Consider the following 16,716-nt stretch of genomic DNA (forward strand, 5'->3'; position numbering starts at 1 on the left):
GATACGGAACGCTCCCCACAAGGGCAAAGAGTGCCCCAACGGGGCGGATGGTTCCAGCAACGGGCTGAACGCGCGGGCCGGGACCGCCGTACCGAAGGGGAGGGAGAACAGCGAAGCAGCGCCCGTACGCCGGAGGTACCCGACCCGTGGCCATCACCGAAGAAGCCCCGCCCGGGGACGTCGCTCGCGATGCGGCGCCGCCCGGCACCGGGCCCGACCAGCGGCCCGACAAGGAGGGCTGGCACCTCAACTCCCCGCTCGCCCTGACCATGCTGATGCTGCTGGTGGTGGTGGCGCAGGGGCCGATCCGCGGTGCGCTGTCCACGCCGGTGATGCAGAGCTGGATGACGGTGTTCGTCGCGGTGGTCGTCCAGGCACTGCCGTTCCTGGCGCTCGGGGTGCTGTTGTCCGCGGCGATCGCCGTCTTCGTACCGCCGTCGTTCTTCGCCCGCGCCCTGCCCGGCCGGCCCGCCCTGGCCGTACCGGTCGCCGGGGTGGCGGGCGCGGTGCTGCCGGGCTGCGAGTGCGCGTCGGTGCCGGTGGCCGGGGCGCTGGTCCGCCGGGGTGTGACCCCCGCCGCGGCGATCGCGTTCCTTCTCTCCGCCCCGGCGATCAACCCGATCGTGCTGACGGCGACGGCCGTCGCCTTCCCCCGCAACCCGGAGATGGTGCTGGGCCGTTTCGTCGCCAGTCTGCTGGTCGCGTGCGTGATGGGCTGGCTGTGGCAGCGCCTCGGGCGCACCGACTGGCTGCGCCTGCCGGCACACGCCTCGCACGAGGGGCAGAGCAAGGGCGAGGCGTTCTGGGGGTCCGTCCGGCACGACATGATGCACGCGGGCGGCTTCCTGGTGCTCGGCGCGATGGCCGCGGCGACGCTGAAGGCGGTGGCCCCGGCGGACTGGCTGCGCACGGCCGCCGACAGCCCGGTGTTCTCCGTCCTCGCCCTGGCCGTCCTGGCCGTGGTGCTGTCGATCTGCTCGGAGGCGGACGCGTTCGTGGCGGCGTCGCTGACCCAGTTCTCGCTGACGGCCAAGCTGGCGTTCCTGGTCGTCGGCCCGATGATCGACCTGAAGCTGTTCGCGATGCAGGCCGGCACCTTCGGCCGCGGCTTCGCCCTGCGCTTCGCCCCCGCCACCTTCGTCCTCGCCGTCGTGGGCGCGGTCGCGACCGGGGCGGTGCTGCTGTGAACCGGCAGGCACAGGCGGCGGTCCTGTTCCTGATCGGCGCGGCCCTGCTGCACGCGGGCTTCACCGACCTCTATCTGCGCTACGTCAAGGCGGGCCTGCGCCCGCTGCTGCTGGCGGCGGGCGTCGTACTGATCGTGACGGCGCTGGCGACGGCCTGGTACGAGTGGAAGAACGCGCGGCGGAGGAGGCAGGCGGGTGCCGGTGCCGGCGCCGCCGTCGGCGATGAGGGCCACGGCCATGTCCACCACGAGCCCCGTATCTCCTGGCTCCTCGTCCTCCCGCTCTTCGCCCTCATCCTGGTCGCGCCGCCGGCCCTGGGCTCGTACAGCGCGATGCGCGCCGGTACGGCCCTGCAACAGCCGTACGGCTACATGAAGTTGCCGGCGGGCGACCCCGTGCCGGTCAACCTGGTCGACTACGCGGGCCGCGCGGTCTACGACCACGGCCGTTCCCTGGGCGGCCGCAGCGTCCGGATCACCGGCTTCGTCGCCGTGGACCGCGCGGGCACGCCCTACCTCGTCCGCATGGCCCTCAACTGCTGTGCCGCGGACGCCCAGCCGGTGAAGATCGGCCTGACCGGGAAGATCCCTCCGGTCCTCCAGCCGGACGCCTGGCTGGAGGTGACGGGCACGTACACGACGAAGCAGACCCGGGACCCGGTCAACAACGGCCCGATCCCGTTCCTCCGGGTCACCGGGTCCCGGCCGGTGCCGACGCCGCACGACCCGTACGACGAGACGTGGAACAACTGAGTGGGTTCCTGCGGAGGCTAGTCGACGGCCAGTGACACGGCGAGGGCACCGAGCACCGTGCCCATCAGGTAGCGCTGCACCCGGAGCCAGGAGGGGCGGCGGGCGAGGAAGGCCGCGATCGTGCCCGCCGCCAGCACGATGGTGAGGTTGACCGCGATGCTGACCAGGATCTGGGCCGAGCCGAGAACGAGGCCCTGGAGCAGCACATGGCCCCGGTCCAGGTCGATGAACTGGGGGATCAGCGACAGATACATGATGGCGACCTTGGGATTGAGCAGGTTCGTCATCAGGCCCATCATGAACAGCCGGCGCGGCGGGTCGTGCGGTACGTCCTGCGGGGCGAACACGGAGATGCCGCCCGGCTTCAGGGCGCTCCAGGCCAGAAAGCCGAGGTAGGCGGCGCCCGCCAGCTTCACCGTGAGATACAGCTCGGGTACGGCGACGAAGACGACCGCCAGGCCCAGGTTCGCGGCGAGCAGATACACGAGAAAGCCGAGGGCAACGCCGCCGAGGGAGATGATTCCGGCGCGTCTGCCCTGGGTGATGCTGCGGGAGACGAGATAGATCATGTTCGGGCCGGGGGTGAGCACCATGCCGAGCCCCACCGCGGTCACGCCGAGGATTCCGCTCGGATCAACGATGACCGGATCAACCACGAAAACGCCCCCTGCCTCGGCCGAACACCGGTCCCCGCCGGACTGCCTCGGAGCATATGGCAGTGCAATAACTCAGTGCAATAAGAATATTGCTCTCAGTGCAATTCTGTGGTGGAGTGGGGCGGGGTGGGGTGGGATGAAGGAAGCTGTCGGCCGAGGGGGAGAACACGGTGCGGGACTACCAGAGCGTCGCCGACGCGGTGACGGAGGAGATCAGGTCGGGCGGTCTCCGTCCCGGTGACCGCCTCCCCCCGCAGCGCGAGTTCGCGCGGCGGCGCGGCATCGCCAACTCCACGGCCGCGCGTGTCTACCAGGAGCTGGCCCGCCGGGGACTGACGGTGGGCGAGGTGGGACGGGGCACGTTCGTCCGCGCGGCTTCTCCGGCCACCGCCCCCGCACTCACGGAACCGGCGACCACCCGCATCGACCTGGAGCTCAACTACCCGGCGGTACCGGAGCAGAGCGCACTCCTGGCCGAGGGCCTGGCCGGACTCCTCCGCCCCGACGCCCTGGCCGAGGCTCTGCGCCCCGCAGGCACCGCCGCCCTCCCGGCGGTACAGGACTCCGCCGCCGGCATCCTCGCCGCAGGCGGCTGGCGCCCCGACCCGTCGAGGATCCTCTTCTCCGGCAACGGACGGCAGGCCATCGCGGCCGCCATCGCCACCGTCGTACCCCCGGGCGCGCGACTCGGAGTCGAGGAGCTGACGTACCCCGTCGTCAAGGCGATCGCCACCAGGCTCGGCATCACACTCACCCCCCTGCCCATGGACGGCGAGGGACTGATCCCGGAGGCGATCGAGGAGGCCCACGCCACCGCCCCCCTGCACGCGGTCTACGTACAGCCAAGACTGCACAACCCGCTCTCGCTGACCATGCCCGAGGCCCGAGCCGAGCGCATGGCCGCCGTCCTGCAGAATCTGGGCATCCCCGCGGTGGAGGACGCCATCTGGTCCTTCCTCCACAACGAACGGCCACCCCTGGCCGCCCACGCGCCCGAGCACACGATCCTGATCGACAGCCTGAGCAAGCGCATCGCGCCGGGCCTGACCCTGGGTTTCGTGGTGGCGCCCGCGGCCCTGTCGACCGACATCAACACCACCCTGCGCGCGTCAGGCTCGGCACCGACACGCTTCGCCCTGGAGGCAGCCCACCGCTGGCAGCAGGACGGCACGGTGGCGGTGCTGGTCGAGGCCAAGCAGCGGGAGGCGGCGGTACGGCAGCGGATCGCGGCGCGGCACCTGAACGGTTTCGCGGTGCAGAGCGATCCGCGCTCCTACCACTGCTGGTGGCGACTGCCCCGCCCCTGGCGCGCGGACACCTTCGTCGCGGCAGCCGCCCGCCACGGCATCGGCGTGGTCCCGGCGGCCGCGTTCACCGTCGGCGACAACCACGCGCCGAACGCCGTCCGGCTGGGCCTGGCCACACCCCAGCCGGACGCCCTTTCCCAGGCCCTCGCCACCCTCGCCGAACTGGCCCGGTCCGCACCGGAGGACCTCGTCACGGACTGAGACGCGAAGCGGGGGCGACGACAGGCCGCCTTCTCATGACGAGCTACGACTCTTCCCTTCGGCCTGGGAGATCGTTTCGGCCTCGGCCTCCGCCATGGCGATGGCGAACCCGAACGCCTCGGCGATGTGCCCCGCGGCCGACATGACCCGCGCCGTGCCCACGACGGGGGCGATCGCAACGAGCACGTCCTGTACCTGCTCGGAGGTCAGGTTGGCCTCCATGGCGGCACCCGCGTGAGCGAGGTAGCTGACCGCCGGCGCATCCATGGCCACGAGCGCGGCGATACGCGTGAGGATCAGCGAGCCTTCGTCCATCCCACAACGCTCGATCGAGTCGACCGTCATGGCGGCGATCGTGTCCAGAACCGGAGTGTCCGACGTCGTGGCCATCTCCGCACCACCTTCCCATTCCCGCACGGAGCCGACCGGTGCCCCCGCACGTCGGCGACTTGCCCTTCAACGGTAGGAGGGGGGTGGGATGTGCGCACTTCGGGCTGTGGGCAGGGGCGCACGAACACACAGAGGTCGCCGACCTCGCTCACACAGAGGTCGACGCTCCCGCTCACACAGAGGCCGGCGACTTCTCTTCAGCCGGCGTAGACCTCACCGGTACCGGCGTCGACCACCGTCTGCGGCGGCTCACAGCCATCGCCGTCCATGTCGGGCTTGCAGCGTGTGTCGGTGACGCTCACCGACCACACGACGCGCCAGGGGCCCTGCCGGCCCTTGGCCCGGTCGACTTTCAGTACGTCCGCACGGATTTGGAGCGCGCCGAGATCGACACCACGCTCACCTGATCCTTCGTGACGATCTTCTCGGCCTGCTCGGCCGAGATCAGCTCGGCGTGATCAAGGCCGACCACGACTTCATCGAGCAGGAGTTGGAACTCAAGACCAGCACCGAGCTGACGCGAGCGATCCACGTCATGACCGCAGAACCGCACCGCCGTCCGATCGAGGACGGCGCAGAGCTGTCGCGGACCCCCGCCAGGCCGTGGGTCAGGACCCCAGACCGGCAAGGGGTTCGGAGTCGTCGATGAAGGCGCGAGCCACATCGGCTAGGCGCCGGTTGTGAGCGCGGGCGTAACCGCGCAGCGCGCTGAACGCCTGTTCCATGTCGATGCCCTGGCGTTCGGCGAGCTTCCCCTTGGCCTGTTCGATCAGCACCCGGCTGTTCAGCGCCGTCTGCAGCTGCTCGTTGAGCACCGTGTTGCGCCGGGCGGTGCGTTGTTGCAGCAGGCTGATGGTGGCGACGTCTGCCAGCGCCTGGGCGATGAGTGTGGCGGCCGGATCGAAGGGGCCGTGCGCGGAGCGGAAAAGGTTCAGGGCGCCCACCGTCTCGTCCCGCAGGCGCATGGGCAGGGCCTGGACGGCCCCGAACCCGCTGCGGTGGGCCACCGTGACGAAGCGCGGCCAGCGGTCGACCTCCCGGGTCAGGTCGGGGATGATCACCGGTACGCCGGTGCGAAAGCACTCGAGACAGGGACCTTGGTCGTTTTGCAGCTGGAAGAGCTCCAGCAGACGCACCTGTTCGTCGGAGGCGGCCATGACGCGGAGTTTGCCGTCCCGGTCGGCGAGCAGCACCCCGGCGGCGCTCGCATCGAGCATGCCGACGCAGCGGTCGGTCAGCAGGCGCAGGAAGTCGATGAGGTCGAAGTCGGCAACCAGGTTGTCGGCCAGCTCGACGAAGGTCTTGGCCAGAAGCTGTTGATCCATCGTGGGCACCCTCGATTGAGACTAGTCCCTGCCTGAAGAGACGGGAAGTACGGCATGTTCCTCGGCCGGCACCTCTACGTCAGGTTTCCTCCTCGGCCTGATCCGGCTCCGCGTCCGGTGAGAAACGAAGCCGACGGGCCACCACGTCAGCGGCCACGTCGGCGAGTCGGCGTCCGTGCACATAGGCGTAGGCGCGGAGCCGGACGAAGGCTTCCTCGATGCCGACTCCGAGCTGAACTGTGAGCATCCCGCCGGCCTGGTCGATCTCCGCCCGGTATCCGCTCAAGTCCTCGAAGCTGCGGTCGGGCATCGGCCCGTCGGCCGGTGCGCCCGTCTCGTCGATCCTTGTATCGAGCAGGAGCAGCGTCGCGAGATCGGCGAACGCCAGTGCGTCGGCCAGTTCCTCCGTGTCCAGTACGGTCGGAACGTTGGCGTACAGATCCAACACTCCCGGGCTGATCGCCCCCTTCCGCAGGGGGAGCGAGAAGACCGCGCGGGCTCCTGCTTCCAGGGCCGCATCGGCGAACACGACCCAGTGATCCTGCAGTTCGATAGCGAGCAGATCGGGTGTCAGGACGGCCGAGCCGCGTGCAAAGGCGTCCACGCAAGGCCCTTCACCCAGCGTGAGCTGGAGCTGTTCCAGTTGCTCGCTGATGTCGTCGGTGCTGCACAGCGGATGGCTTGGCGCGGTCCGGGACATCGCCGACAGCCCGGCCCCGCCGACCGGCAGCGCGGCCACGGCCGCGGTGCACACGTCCACCACACCGACCCGGGCACCTCGTCGGACCGCCTGCGCGGCCACCAGCATCTGAATGCGGGCCGACCGCCTGTCAGGGCCCACCGGGGCCATCGCCTCCAGGCATCTCGAGCCTTGCCGTGGTGCGTTCCCCGAGGGGAAGTATCAGCGCGCGGAACGTGGTGACGCCCAGTGGCCTGCGAAGCTCTCCGATGTCCAGCCACCCCCAGGAGCGGAGCACAGCGAGAGTCGAGCGATCGGCCTGGTCCACCAAGGTGGCGCCGAGTGATGCCTGGTGGTCGGTCAGCAGCCGCTCCTGCATACGACGGGAGAGTTCCCGGTCCCGAGGGTGCGGCCGGATCAGGATGTCAGCGAATGCGAAGACGCTGCTGGACACGGTGAGTTGCCCGACGCTGCGCGGCAGTATTCCTTCGAAGCCGAGCCACCAGGAGCCGTCGCCGCGTACTGGGAATCCGAAGGCGCATCCCCTCAGGCTGTCCGTCTCGGCGATCACCATGGCGAATCCCTGTCGGTGCATGTCCGCGGTGAGACGGTCCAGGAAGTTCTGGCGGCTGGGACGGCGGTACGGATCACCCGGCACCGTTGCGCGGGACTCCACATACAGATCCGCCAGATCCTCACGCAGGCCCTCCACCAGCCAACGGTTCAGCCGACGCAACCACACCGGAGCCACGGTGGACGGCTCGCCGTCCCCAGGCTTCCGTGACTGTTCCCGACCTGGTTCGGCCGTCATCGCACATCTCCCGAGAGAACAGGCGCAAGCGGGACAGACCGGCGTGGCGGGGCTGGAAGGGGCGTGGCCGGGGTGTCGCCGAGAGGAGGTGGCAGGTGGTCGAACGGAAGGCCGAGGAGGAGGAAGCCGCTGCCGGTGAGGTCGAGAATCCGAGCCAGCATCGCCGGCGGATGGTGCAGTCGCAGGGTCCCGCCGGCCACGGTGGTCTGCTGCGAAGCGTGGAGGAAGGCGTTGAGTCCGCTGCAGTCGCAGAAGGTGACGGGGGTGAGGTCGACGTCGATGGTGCGGATACCGTCTCGCAGGCACCGCTCCAGGGACACGCGCACCAACGGCGCGGATTCGAGGTCGATCTCACCGGACAGGGTGATCAGCGCCCGAGTCCTTCGGTCATGGCGGTACACGGTGAGCTGGGGAAGGGGCATGACGCCTCGGTTCGGGAGACCATCCGGCAGCGGGCACGGTGGGCCGGAGTTCCGGCCCCTCGGGAGCGCTCCAGGCAGGGGCGTACTTTCGACGGAGGCAGAGCAACGGCCGGTCCGACAGCCTGCGCAGCAGGACAGAGGATCCACCCAGTTCCCTCCAGGGATGCGCCGGGTGACAGACGAAGACTCCGTACCCCGCAGCCATCTGTGTTCAGCAACAGCATGCCGCCGGGGTCTGGGACGTCTGCACAGCAGCGTAGTCCTCGCGTCATGTGACGGACGGTCCGAAGCAGACCAATCCCAGGATATGGACGGTGCAAAAGCGCGGTGGCACACGCAAGGCAAAACGATCGTCGCGGACGGGGTGGTGGAGAAAGTCCCCGGGAACGCCACATGGGAGCGGTGGAGGGATGACTGTGGACGCTCGCGTGATTCCCCGGGTCGGCGTCACCCCATTCAGTAATCCCTGTAGGGGGCGCACCGGCGGACAGCCAGGGGCGAGTGCGCACCGAGGTTGGCCAGGCAGCGGTCCCCGTGTCGTCGGCCCTGTCTTCGGTGGCGCGGTTGTCGGCTCACTCCAGGAGGGCGAGGTGGTCGGCGGCGCCCCCGCGCCATTCGATCAGGAAGAGGGTCGCGTCGTCGCTGGTGCGGCCGCCCCGTTGCTGCTTCAGGGCGTGGGAGAGTGCGCGCACCACCGCGCGTACTCCCTTCTCTGTGTGTTCGATGCGGTTCACCCAGTGGATGAGTTGCTCCTCGCCGAACTGCTCTTCACCGGCTTCGTGCTCCTCGATCAGGCCGTCGGTGAAGCACAGCACCCGGTCGCCGCGTTGGAGCATCTGCTCGCTGATCCGGGGCTCTTCACCGCCGAAGCCGACCGGCAGGGTGGTCGGGCCCGTCAGTTGGCGCACGACCTGGTGGTCGCGGATCAGCAGCGGCGCGGGGTGGCCCGCGTTGACCCACTGCAGGTGGCCCGTTGCGATGTTCAGGCGCATCATCTGCGCGGTGACGAAGTGGTCGGGCCCGAACTGGTCGGCGATGGCCCGGTCCATGAACGTGTAGATCTCGGACAGGCCGATGTCGGCACGTCTGGCGTGCCGGTAGGCCCCGACGGCGACGGTCGCCATCGTGGCGGCGTCCAGACCGTGGCCCATCGCATCGACGATGGCCAGGTGCAGGATGTCCTCGTTGAGGGCGTAGTCGAAGCTGTCGCCCGCGACGCTGTAGGCGGGCTCCAGGATTCCGGCCACTGCTGCCTGTGGGACGGACATCGCCAGCGGCGGCAGCAGGGACCACTGGATCTCCGCGGCCACGCTCATCGGTTCGCGGCGCCGGGCGAGGAAGAACTGGTCGGTGTAGCTGTGCTTGGTGACCAGCATGTCGGCGACCAGACCGGCGAGCCTGCGCAGGAGCCGCCGGTCGTCGTCATCGACGGTGTCCAGGCTGAGACCCATCACTCCCACCTGGTCGCTGCCGTCCAGCAACGGTAGGTACATCCGGACGCCGTCGGGCTGCGGCACCTCGACAGTGGTCGCCTGCAGGAAGGCCGTGCCGGCGGGAGAGTCACCGATCGGCTCGGGCTCGCCGAGCATCAGCCGCCGACCCGGCAGCGGTACCAGCACCAGCTGGCCGTAGTCCTGCAGCAGGATCGAGACGTCGCGACCACCGACCCTGGCCACCTCTTCCGCGATCAGCGGGGCGATCAGCTGCGGCGGCATCTCGTGTGCCCGGTCCAGCAGCACCCCCAGCAGCCGCTCACCGAACCCTTCCGAACGGTCCGTCATGCCGTTGTCCGGCCGCCGCTCACCTTGTGCCATGGCCGCGCCCTTGCACCGGTGGCCTCAAAGTCTCGGTCACCATGTTCCTGCTGGCCTCGTGCCGCGAATCCAGCGCCCGCACCGACACGCTCGGGCCGTCCCGCGGTCACGGCGGATGCGCTCGACACTCTCACGTGATCTGCACACATCGGCTCCTGACACGACCGCGATCAACCCGCACAGAGTGACGCGGCCGACCGCCCCGGACGGCCCATTACGCCAGACGCGGCATGTCCCACATGGTCAGAGACAGATGGCTCTCTCCGCGCTCCGCCGCAGCGCGGAGTAGTGGCCGCCTAGATGCGGAGCAGTCGCTGGGTGATCTCCCGGTACTGCCTCAGCGCGAGCCGGAGTTTCTCGGACTGCGTTCCGGGATCCCGGTCCTGCCAGCCGACGCGCAGGACACACCGCCGTTCGGCGAGGGCGTTCACGAGCTGGGCGGTGGCTTCGTCATAGGCGCTCTCGGCCTCTTCCAGCGCCTTGAGCGGGGTGTCGGCGAAGGTGTTGAGGGCGTGCCTCAGGCGCAGGACGATCTTGTCCCGATCGGCCGACGGGAGCAGCGGCTCCGGGGCCGGGCTGCGGCGTCCGGCCGGACCCGGAGTTTGGCCCGCGAGCTGCTGGGCGCGCGTCTGGTCGTACATCATCGGGGGCCGCTTCCGCTACCCCTGAAGGCGCCCTTGGCCTTCTCCGCGGCCTGTTTCAGGCTTCCGGAGACCCGGTCGATCCTGCCCCGGCGTCGCAGTCGCCTGTTGCGGGTGACCCGGCCGAGCTCTTCCGTGATCCTGCCCTTCATGGTCTGCGCCTGGTTCCTGATGGTCCGTGAAACGGTCATGGCCGGCCTCACTGTTGTCCAGTAGGTGAGTTCCCGCGGGGTCTGGGCGAGGCGGGAAGGCGGAATGCTTCGCCGTGTGTGCCGGGGTGGCATGGCCCTGCACCGTGCTGCCAGTCAACGGCCGGCAACGGTCCCTGTCAACGAGGTGGCCACGCGATCCTGCCTGCCTCGTCCCGGAGCGTGCGGGAGTACGGTGGAGGAAGCGAGGGCTCTTCGTATACCGGTGTCCCCACCGGGCCCGCCCTTGCGACTCCCATCACATGGGCAGCCCGTGACCCCGGCCGCGCCATCCGCATCCAGGCCGAGGAGCCACGTATGCCACTCAGTCCGACCACGTCCACGACGGTCACACCGTCGGACCCCGCCCCGCCGCCCCAGGGCTACGACGGGACGTCCCCCTTCCCGCCGGACGGCCCGGCGCCGGCGCGCGACGGCGGTGAGCGGCTGTACGTCTCGGTGACGGCGGTGATCGTCGTACTGCCGTTCGTGGCGATCGGTCTCGCCGGCTGGCTGCTGTGGGGGAGTCTCATCCATCCCGCCGACATCGTGCTCGCCCTCGTCCTTTACACGATCACGGGTCTCGGCGTCACGGTCGGCTTCCACCGTGGCCTCACCCACGGCGGCTACCGGGCCGTCCGCCCCGTGCGCATTGCGCTCGCGGTGGCCGGATCGATGAGTTTCCAGGGTGACGTCATCGGCTGGGTCGCCACCCACCGGCGCCACCATGCGTTCACCGACCGGCCGGGGGACCCGCACTCCCCGTACCGCTACGGCACGCATTTGCGAGGCCAGTTGCGCGGTCTGGCGCACGCTCACGTCGGCTGGCTGTTCCGCAACGACCGTACGCCGCCGGAGCGTTATGCCCCCGACCTCCTTGCCGACCGCGACATCCGTGCCGTCGCCCGCGCCTTCCCGGCGCTGTGCGTCCTCACGCTCGCCCTGCCGTTCGCGGTGGGCTGGGTCATCGGCGGTACGTGGGTGTACGGCGTAACAGCCCTTCTGTGGGCGGGACTTGTGCGCATCGCGGTGCTCCACCACGTCACCTGGAGCGTGAACTCCCTCTGTCACATGATCGGCGAGCGCCCGTTCCGTACCCGGCGCCACGACCGGGCCACCAACCTGTGGCCCCTCGCCCTGCTCTCGTTCGGCGAGAGCTGGCACAACCTTCACCACGCCGACCCCACCTGCGCCCGCCACGGCGTCGACCGCGGCCAGTTCGACCCGTCCGCCGCCGTCATTCGCCTCCTCGAACGCCTCGGCTGGGTGTACGACGTGCGCTGGCCGACGGCGGAGCGGGTCGCGGCCCGTCGCGTCTGACGGCAACCACTCGATCCCCCCGGCCGAGGGCGCTGGGACCTGCTGGTCGTGCCTCCGGATACGACCGAGGAGGCCGCAGGACCGCTCATGGCGGCCGCGGCAAGTGGTCACGTCTGATCCGGCCCACCACGGACTGCCCGGCGAATCATCAGGGCACCGACGGCCAGGTTCGGCGACGACGACCGTCACATCCCCACCACCAGTGGGCCGGGCCGGCCGGTGGCGGCCTCGTACGACGAGGAAGCTTCGCCGGCCCGTGCCGCCGTCACGAGGGCGGTCGCGGTCATCTGCGGGCCGGTGTTCGTGCTCGCGGCGGCCATCAGCCGGGCGGCCGAGGGGGCGCTGGTCTCCGGGGGTATCACCAGGAGGTCCCAGCGGCCCGCCGTATAGGACAGCAGCAGGATCTTGTGCGGATCCTGCTCCGACGTGAACCAACCGACCTCCACCACATGGCCGTTGACGAAGATCCTGCGCTGAAGGATCGGCCAGTAGTGCGGGTTGACGGCGATATGGGTGATCCGTCCCCACAGCGGATCCAGTACGTCCGCCAGAGCGGAGAGCTCGCTCGTCAGGTCACGTGACCGAGGCCACCAGGCACCGTCCAGTTCGACGTGTCCTGGTGAGGGACTCACGGGTTTCAGTGCGAGGCGCGCGGTCGGGGCCCGGAAGGGAACGGCCGGTAGCGAGGGATGAGAGGTGGTCGCGGACATCGCGCGAACCCGTCTCCGGACCTCTGCGCGAGTGCAGCCGCCCGGTGTTGTTGCTCACCAGGAACGACACCGGCATCGGAGCCGGTGTGCGAAATGCTCCCGATGAATTCACGCTACTCCCCGAAGAGGCCGAACGGACCGCTCCTGGACATCGCCTCAGTTCCGTCGGCGGTCGTCCTCCGAGGAGCGGCTGGTCTCCAGCCAGGACCGTGCCGGTTCCGCCGGGCTGGTGGTGTCCACGGTGAGCTGGAGGCGGGTGCTTCCAGCCGCGCCGGCTCCTGCTCCTCCGCGTGCGCCTTCAACGCCCGGAAGACCGAACCGATCTGCTCCTCCAACGGCTTCTTCGCTGTGTCGGCCCACTCCTTCTTCCAGCCGTAGCTGTGGCCGTAGCCGTAGGCCGAGTGCCGGCCAACCAGCAGTTCCAGTTCGCCGGACGATTCGAACCGGTGCGCCGGGGTGACCCGCTGTCAGTCGTAGGTACGTCGGCCGGGCTGCTCGGGCACGTACCGGACCTGCTTCTGCCGCTCACGGAAGCTGATCTCGTACGTCCTGCCGTGGGCGGTGAGCAGTGGCCTCGGCTGCTTGCGCTTCTTGGACACAGCGATCTCGCCGTGGCGGGCGAGGCTTGCTCAGTGAGGAGCCGGAGCAGTGAGAGGACCCGGGGGAGGCCACCACCCCAATGATCAGCGGGTAGAGCGTGTCCATGCCGAGCGCCCCGATGACACCGAGCGCAACCGCCACGATGAGCAGCAGAAGAAACAGCACCACGTCAGCCTCCCGGCGTCAGCGGCGGGCCAGTCGCTGTCCGCCGTCCACGTGGACGGCGGACTGATCTCTCGGCCCTTCGGGTCAACGACGTCGCAGTTGCGTCTCGCGGAGATCGGCCGAGTGGATCACACCTTCTCCCCGTGGCATGTGCCGAACGCAACGACCCCGGCGTATACACACCGGGGCCGCCCTTCCGGGTCGTTGCACGTGAGAGTGCACCGGCCCACTCACCAGGGTATGCCCGGGGGGTTATTTCGGCTATATGGGATGATACGGCCTACGGCCGTCATGTGACTGGCCGGGGCTCTGAGGGCGGCCAGTGTGACCATCGCGGGTGTGTTTCCTCGCGCCCGGTCGACCTGGATCAGTCCCTCGGCCGCCAGGTACGTGCAGGCGGCGGCCGGATCCTCCTCGGGCATGGCGAGGTCCTCGCGCAGCTGCGCCCCGGTGAGGCCGAGGAGGCGATTGCCTTCGACGGCCTCGTACAGGGTCTTCATGATCGCCTCGCGATAATGCTCCCGCTCGTGCAGCGTCGCCATGGTCGCCTGCCTCCGGCACGCTCCTCAGATTTCGTCCGGCTGTGTGTGATCGTCCCGGGAGGACTGGCTGGTCAACAGCCAGGAGCGCACCGGCTCCGTCATGCGCGTGGTGTCCACGGTGAGGCAGAGGCGTGTTCCGCCGTCGGTGCCTGCGGGGTAGCTGCGTGCTTCGGTGGCGGCGAAACAACGGCGGAGAGTCTCCGCGACATCGCGAGCGGTCTCCGGGTCCGCGGCGACGATACGGACCTCCGCGTGCCCGGCCGTCGGCAGTTCCGGTGACTTCATGCCGACCCCTTGCGCATCCAGGACGACGTGCATCGGGGGCGACGTGCCGCTGGGTGTGACGGCCGCCGCCCCACACCCACCCTTGGCTGGAAGCAGGTCGGCGTCATCAGCGGCTCCCCTCTCGATGCTCACGGTGTGTGGCGTCGGCAGGAGGGCCCTTCGGCACGGTGGCACGTGGGCTCTTACGGGTCCGCCGACCGATTCCGGGTAGGGCGTCGCTGTAGCGGAACGCCCCCATCCTTTCGTCATGCTGCGCGTTGAGCCGGTGGATCAGGAACGTTCCCGCGATGATCACGAAGATGATCACGGCGACGGTGACGGCTGTCTCCACGTCCTCACCTCCTCAGGGCGGAACCGAAGATCCCGATCGCGGCTCCGTCCGCCGAAGCGGCTCCGCCGTCGGTCTCCCATTCCTCTTCCCGGCTCTGAGCCTCTGCCGCGTCGTGGCTGATGGCCTCGTCGGCCATCAGACCACTGGCGGTGCGGATACCTCTCGAAACGGTTGCTGCTGCCATCAGCCGGGCGGCGGCGGCCGGTTCGGTTTCCGGAGGGATCACGAGCAGGTCCAGGCGGCCCACCGTGTAGGAGAGGAGGATCACTTTGTTCGGGTCCTGCTCGTCGGCGAACCAGCCGACATGCACCGTGTGGCCCGTGACGGGGACCTTGCGCGGGATGACAGGCCAGTGGGCCGGGTTCACGGTGACGTGGGTGATCCGGCCCCAGCATGCGTCCAGCGCGTCTGTCAGAGCGGGGATCTCCCGGAGGAGATCACGGGAGCGGGGCCACCAGGCACCGTCCAGGAGACCTGGAACCGAGCCGGTCGAGGTCAGGGACAGCCGGGCCGACGCCGAAGGCAGGCGCTCTTTGATGATCGTAGGTTCGATGGTCGCGGTCATGACACGGACCTGTCCCCGGGCCTCCTCTTGGAGGCCGGTGTTGTGCTCGCCGGAAACGACATCGACATGACGGCCGGTGTGCGAAGTACTCCCGGTCCTTTCACTCTACGCCGTTCCGAAGACCCGGAGCGTGCGCGGGAGCAGGCATTCACCGAGGCAACGAGTCCGGAACCGCCGGCGCGCAGCCGGTGCGGCGGGCGCGATTTACGGTGAGAGGACGAGGTCCCGCGTTCGGCGGCGACACCGAATCCCGCAGACAGGCGGGGACACACCATGACCGAATCCGACGTCCCTCGTGCCCCCGGGCTCCTGCCGGACGCGGGACAGTTCTTCTGCGGCTGGAGACGACACGATCCCGGGAAGGCAACCTCGATGGCGCGTGGTGGCCGCGTTCCCGCGACATCGGCGCGGAGTTGCCCGACCTCATCCACGTGCTGACCGGGCACCTCGGCCCCATCACGCGCGTCGGTCTGGACGCCACCGCATGGGATGAACTTGCCATGCGCCTGGTCATCGACGACCAGCTCGTCCATATCGACTCCTTCCCGGTCGGTGATGACACCGTCCTGATCACTCGGGGCGACCAGGACCACTTCTCCCTTCTCGTGATTTCTGGAGGTCCGGGCGCCCGTAGAGCTGCCTTTGCTGGGCGGCGCCTACTTCAAGGCGATCGAGGGGGTGCCGCCCGTCGGGGTGGATGCCCGGTAGTGGTGTCCGCTGATGTTCCGCTGGTGCCGTTAGGGTGCGCGACATGGCCCGTACTCGGCTGTACCGCGACGGCTCCCTGGTCGAGGAGGACTTCCCGGTCCGGGACATCTCCCAGCATCTGGCGGACCGGTCTTCGACCGTGTGGTTGGACCTGTACCGCCCGGACCGCGCCGAGTTCACGGCGGTCGGCGAGGAACTCGGCCTCCACGAGCTGGCTCTCGAGGGCGCGCTGCACGAGGGACAGCGGGCGAAACTCGACAACTACCGCACCCATCACTTCCTCAGTGTCTACGCGGTCGCCGTCGACCCGGACGGCGCAGGACTGACGATGAGCGAGCTCGCGGTCATCCTCACGCCGCAGGCGCTGATCACCGTCCGCAAGGACGCCGCGTTCGCCCTCGACGAGCTGGTCGCCCGCTGGGACCGTACCCCGGCTCTGGCCGCACACGGGGTCGCCTTTCTACTCCACGGCCTGCTCGACCATGTCGTCGACGGGCACTTCGCCGCGGTACAGCAACTCGACGAACGTATCGAGGAACTGGACGATCTGCTCTTCGCCGAAGGCGGCCGGCAGATCCAGACCGTGCAGCGCCAGTCCTACGCCCTGCGGAAATCACTGGTCCGGCTCCGTCGGGTGGTACTGCCCATGCGGGAGGTCGTCAACGCCCTCATGCGCCCCGACCTCGACGTCGTCGCCGGCCCCTTGCTGCCGTACTACCGAGATGTGTACGACCACGTGCTGCGTGCCGGCGAGTGGACGGAGTCGCTGCGCGACCTGGTGGCCTCGGTGATGGAGACCAACTTGTCGGTGCAGGCGAACCGGATGAACTTGATCATGAAGAAGGTGACGAGCTGGGCCGCGATCATCGCGGTGCCCACGGCGATCACTGGCTTCTACGGACAGAACCTTCCCTACCCAGGCTTCGGACACCAGTCGGGTTTCATCGTTTCCAGCGCCGTCATCGTCGTTGTCTCTCTGACGCTGTACTTCGCTTTCAAGCACTGGGACTGGCTCTGACCGCACGCTCCTGCGTGCTCGTCGGCAGACGGGCCCTGGGAGCCGGTTCTCGAAGTCGGCTCCCAAATGGCTCCCAAAACGGGGCCGTACAGCAGGTCG

At 69.2% G+C, this 16,716-nt stretch carries 21 protein-coding genes and 1 pseudogene; 6 read left to right on the plus strand and 16 right to left on the minus strand.

Going from position 1 to position 16,716, the window contains the following annotated elements:
* Positions 1-146 precede the first annotated feature (146 nt).
* Both ACZ4EG_RS39935 and ACZ4EG_RS39940 read left to right on the plus strand, forming a co-directional pair.
* Positions 147-1,187 carry a permease gene (locus tag ACZ4EG_RS39935; RefSeq protein WP_453547404.1) on the plus strand — a complete coding sequence of 347 codons (1,041 nt, stop codon included), beginning with the start codon at positions 147-149 and terminating at the stop codon, positions 1,185-1,187.
* A complete protein-coding gene (locus ACZ4EG_RS39940) occupies positions 1,184-1,939 on the plus strand; it encodes a TIGR03943 family putative permease subunit (RefSeq protein ID WP_467794116.1) in 756 nt (251 codons plus the stop codon). Before ACZ4EG_RS39935 ends, ACZ4EG_RS39940 begins: the two co-directional genes overlap by 4 nt.
* 17 nt (positions 1,940-1,956) lie before the next feature.
* Here the strand turns inward: ACZ4EG_RS39940 and ACZ4EG_RS39945 are convergent, their stop codons facing one another.
* On the minus strand, positions 1,957-2,580 hold the full coding sequence (locus ACZ4EG_RS39945) for a LysE family translocator (RefSeq protein ID WP_453547783.1): 624 nt from the start codon (positions 2,578-2,580) through the stop codon (positions 1,957-1,959).
* Positions 2,581-2,765: 185 nt separating this feature from the next.
* On the opposite strand from ACZ4EG_RS39945, the gene ACZ4EG_RS39950 reads away from it, so the two are divergent.
* The gene (locus ACZ4EG_RS39950) at positions 2,766-4,103 is read left to right on the plus strand and encodes an aminotransferase-like domain-containing protein (RefSeq protein ID WP_467794117.1); all 1,338 of its coding nucleotides are present in this window, start codon (positions 2,766-2,768) and stop codon (positions 4,101-4,103) included.
* A gap of 33 nt (positions 4,104-4,136) precedes the next feature.
* On the opposite strand, the gene ACZ4EG_RS39955 is transcribed toward ACZ4EG_RS39950, so the two are convergent.
* The 9 genes from ACZ4EG_RS39955 to ACZ4EG_RS39995 all read right to left on the minus strand — a co-directional run bounded on the left by ACZ4EG_RS39955 (position 4,137) and on the right by ACZ4EG_RS39995 (position 10,376).
* Complete coding sequence (locus ACZ4EG_RS39955) at positions 4,137-4,493, minus strand: carboxymuconolactone decarboxylase family protein (RefSeq protein ID WP_390708118.1); 357 nt, start codon at positions 4,491-4,493, stop codon at positions 4,137-4,139.
* A gap of 352 nt (positions 4,494-4,845) precedes the next feature.
* Positions 4,846-5,025, minus strand: coding sequence for a hypothetical protein (locus ACZ4EG_RS39960; protein ID WP_467794118.1), 180 nt, complete (start codon positions 5,023-5,025; stop codon positions 4,846-4,848).
* 76 nt (positions 5,026-5,101) lie between these two features.
* Entirely contained in the window at positions 5,102-5,818 is a 717-nt protein-coding gene (locus ACZ4EG_RS39965; protein WP_467794119.1) for a GAF and ANTAR domain-containing protein, read from the minus strand.
* Between the two features lie 79 nt (positions 5,819-5,897).
* A complete protein-coding gene (locus tag ACZ4EG_RS39970; protein WP_467794120.1) occupies positions 5,898-6,626 on the minus strand; it encodes a GAF and ANTAR domain-containing protein in 729 nt (242 codons plus the stop codon).
* Between the two features lie 22 nt (positions 6,627-6,648).
* Positions 6,649-7,209, minus strand: a complete 561-nt coding sequence (locus tag ACZ4EG_RS39975) for a hypothetical protein (RefSeq protein WP_467794121.1) — start codon at positions 7,207-7,209, stop codon at positions 6,649-6,651.
* A gap of 95 nt (positions 7,210-7,304) precedes the next feature.
* A complete protein-coding gene (locus ACZ4EG_RS39980) occupies positions 7,305-7,730 on the minus strand; it encodes an STAS domain-containing protein (RefSeq protein ID WP_453547420.1) in 426 nt (141 codons plus the stop codon).
* Between the two features lie 572 nt (positions 7,731-8,302).
* A complete protein-coding gene (locus ACZ4EG_RS39985; protein ID WP_453547422.1) occupies positions 8,303-9,544 on the minus strand; it encodes a PP2C family protein-serine/threonine phosphatase in 1,242 nt (413 codons plus the stop codon).
* A 296-nt stretch (positions 9,545-9,840) separates the two neighbouring features.
* Positions 9,841-10,188 carry a hypothetical protein gene (locus tag ACZ4EG_RS39990; protein ID WP_453547424.1) on the minus strand — a complete coding sequence of 116 codons (348 nt, stop codon included), beginning with the start codon at positions 10,186-10,188 and terminating at the stop codon, positions 9,841-9,843.
* A complete protein-coding gene (locus tag ACZ4EG_RS39995; protein WP_453547426.1) occupies positions 10,185-10,376 on the minus strand; it encodes a CsbD family protein in 192 nt (63 codons plus the stop codon). The genes ACZ4EG_RS39990 and ACZ4EG_RS39995 overlap by 4 nt, the downstream gene beginning before the upstream one ends.
* A gap of 315 nt (positions 10,377-10,691) precedes the next feature.
* On the opposite strand from ACZ4EG_RS39995, the gene ACZ4EG_RS40000 reads away from it, so the two are divergent.
* Complete coding sequence (locus ACZ4EG_RS40000) at positions 10,692-11,693, plus strand: acyl-CoA desaturase (RefSeq protein ID WP_453547429.1); 1,002 nt, start codon at positions 10,692-10,694, stop codon at positions 11,691-11,693.
* A gap of 185 nt (positions 11,694-11,878) precedes the next feature.
* Here the strand turns inward: ACZ4EG_RS40000 and ACZ4EG_RS40005 are convergent, their stop codons facing one another.
* From ACZ4EG_RS40005 to ACZ4EG_RS40030, 6 genes are all read right to left on the minus strand, one after another.
* On the minus strand, positions 11,879-12,325 hold the full coding sequence (locus ACZ4EG_RS40005) for a DUF5994 family protein (RefSeq protein WP_467794122.1): 447 nt from the start codon (positions 12,323-12,325) through the stop codon (positions 11,879-11,881).
* 545 nt (positions 12,326-12,870) lie between these two features.
* On the minus strand, positions 12,871-13,002 hold the full coding sequence (locus ACZ4EG_RS40010; RefSeq protein ID WP_467794123.1) for a hypothetical protein: 132 nt from the start codon (positions 13,000-13,002) through the stop codon (positions 12,871-12,873).
* A 396-nt stretch (positions 13,003-13,398) separates the two neighbouring features.
* Positions 13,399-13,710, minus strand: a complete 312-nt coding sequence (locus ACZ4EG_RS40015) for a hypothetical protein (RefSeq protein ID WP_467794124.1) — start codon at positions 13,708-13,710, stop codon at positions 13,399-13,401.
* Positions 13,711-13,734: 24 nt separating this feature from the next.
* Positions 13,735-13,995 carry a hypothetical protein gene (locus tag ACZ4EG_RS40020; protein WP_453547438.1) on the minus strand — a complete coding sequence of 87 codons (261 nt, stop codon included), beginning with the start codon at positions 13,993-13,995 and terminating at the stop codon, positions 13,735-13,737.
* Positions 13,996-14,101: 106 nt separating this feature from the next.
* Positions 14,102-14,326 carry a hypothetical protein gene (locus tag ACZ4EG_RS40025; RefSeq protein ID WP_467794125.1) on the minus strand — a complete coding sequence of 75 codons (225 nt, stop codon included), beginning with the start codon at positions 14,324-14,326 and terminating at the stop codon, positions 14,102-14,104.
* Positions 14,327-14,330: 4 nt separating this feature from the next.
* Positions 14,331-14,891 (minus strand): DUF5994 family protein, encoded by a 561-nt coding sequence (locus ACZ4EG_RS40030; protein WP_467794126.1) that lies wholly within the window; start codon positions 14,889-14,891, stop codon positions 14,331-14,333.
* A gap of 209 nt (positions 14,892-15,100) precedes the next feature.
* Between ACZ4EG_RS40030 and ACZ4EG_RS40035 the strand changes: the two are divergent.
* Together ACZ4EG_RS40035 and ACZ4EG_RS40040 are read left to right on the plus strand one after the other, a co-directional pair.
* A pseudogene (locus ACZ4EG_RS40035) lies at positions 15,101-15,472 on the plus strand (DUF5994 family protein); the annotation flags it as partial.
* A gap of 170 nt (positions 15,473-15,642) precedes the next feature.
* Positions 15,643-16,617, plus strand: a complete 975-nt coding sequence (locus tag ACZ4EG_RS40040; protein ID WP_453547445.1) for a magnesium transporter CorA family protein — start codon at positions 15,643-15,645, stop codon at positions 16,615-16,617.
* Positions 16,618-16,716 lie beyond the last annotated feature (99 nt).

The organism is Streptomyces sp. NPDC025638 (assembly GCF_055558775.1).

Excerpts from the sequence above, each read along its gene's own strand:
- ACZ4EG_RS39980 (WP_453547420.1), bottom strand. The coding sequence starts at position 7,730 with ATGCCCCTTCCCCAGCTCACCGTGTACCGCCATGACCGAAGGACTCGG.
- ACZ4EG_RS39985 (WP_453547422.1), bottom strand. The coding sequence starts at position 9,544 with ATGGCACAAGGTGAGCGGCGGCCGGACAACGGCATGACGGACCGTTCG.
- ACZ4EG_RS40040 (WP_453547445.1), top strand. The coding sequence starts at position 15,643 with ATGGCCCGTACTCGGCTGTACCGCGACGGCTCCCTGGTCGAGGAGGAC.
- ACZ4EG_RS39970 (WP_467794120.1), bottom strand. The coding sequence starts at position 6,626 with ATGCTGGTGGCCGCGCAGGCGGTCCGACGAGGTGCCCGGGTCGGTGTG.
- ACZ4EG_RS40000 (WP_453547429.1), top strand. The coding sequence starts at position 10,692 with ATGCCACTCAGTCCGACCACGTCCACGACGGTCACACCGTCGGACCCC.
- ACZ4EG_RS39955 (WP_390708118.1), bottom strand. The coding sequence starts at position 4,493 with ATGGCCACGACGTCGGACACTCCGGTTCTGGACACGATCGCCGCCATG.
- ACZ4EG_RS39990 (WP_453547424.1), bottom strand. The coding sequence starts at position 10,188 with ATGATGTACGACCAGACGCGCGCCCAGCAGCTCGCGGGCCAAACTCCG.
- ACZ4EG_RS40020 (WP_453547438.1), bottom strand. The coding sequence starts at position 13,995 with ATGAAGTCACCGGAACTGCCGACGGCCGGGCACGCGGAGGTCCGTATC.
- ACZ4EG_RS40015 (WP_467794124.1), bottom strand. The coding sequence starts at position 13,710 with ATGGCGACGCTGCACGAGCGGGAGCATTATCGCGAGGCGATCATGAAG.
- ACZ4EG_RS39995 (WP_453547426.1), bottom strand. The coding sequence starts at position 10,376 with ATGACCGTTTCACGGACCATCAGGAACCAGGCGCAGACCATGAAGGGC.
- ACZ4EG_RS40030 (WP_467794126.1), bottom strand. The coding sequence starts at position 14,891 with ATGACCGCGACCATCGAACCTACGATCATCAAAGAGCGCCTGCCTTCG.
- ACZ4EG_RS39965 (WP_467794119.1), bottom strand. The coding sequence starts at position 5,818 with ATGGATCAACAGCTTCTGGCCAAGACCTTCGTCGAGCTGGCCGACAAC.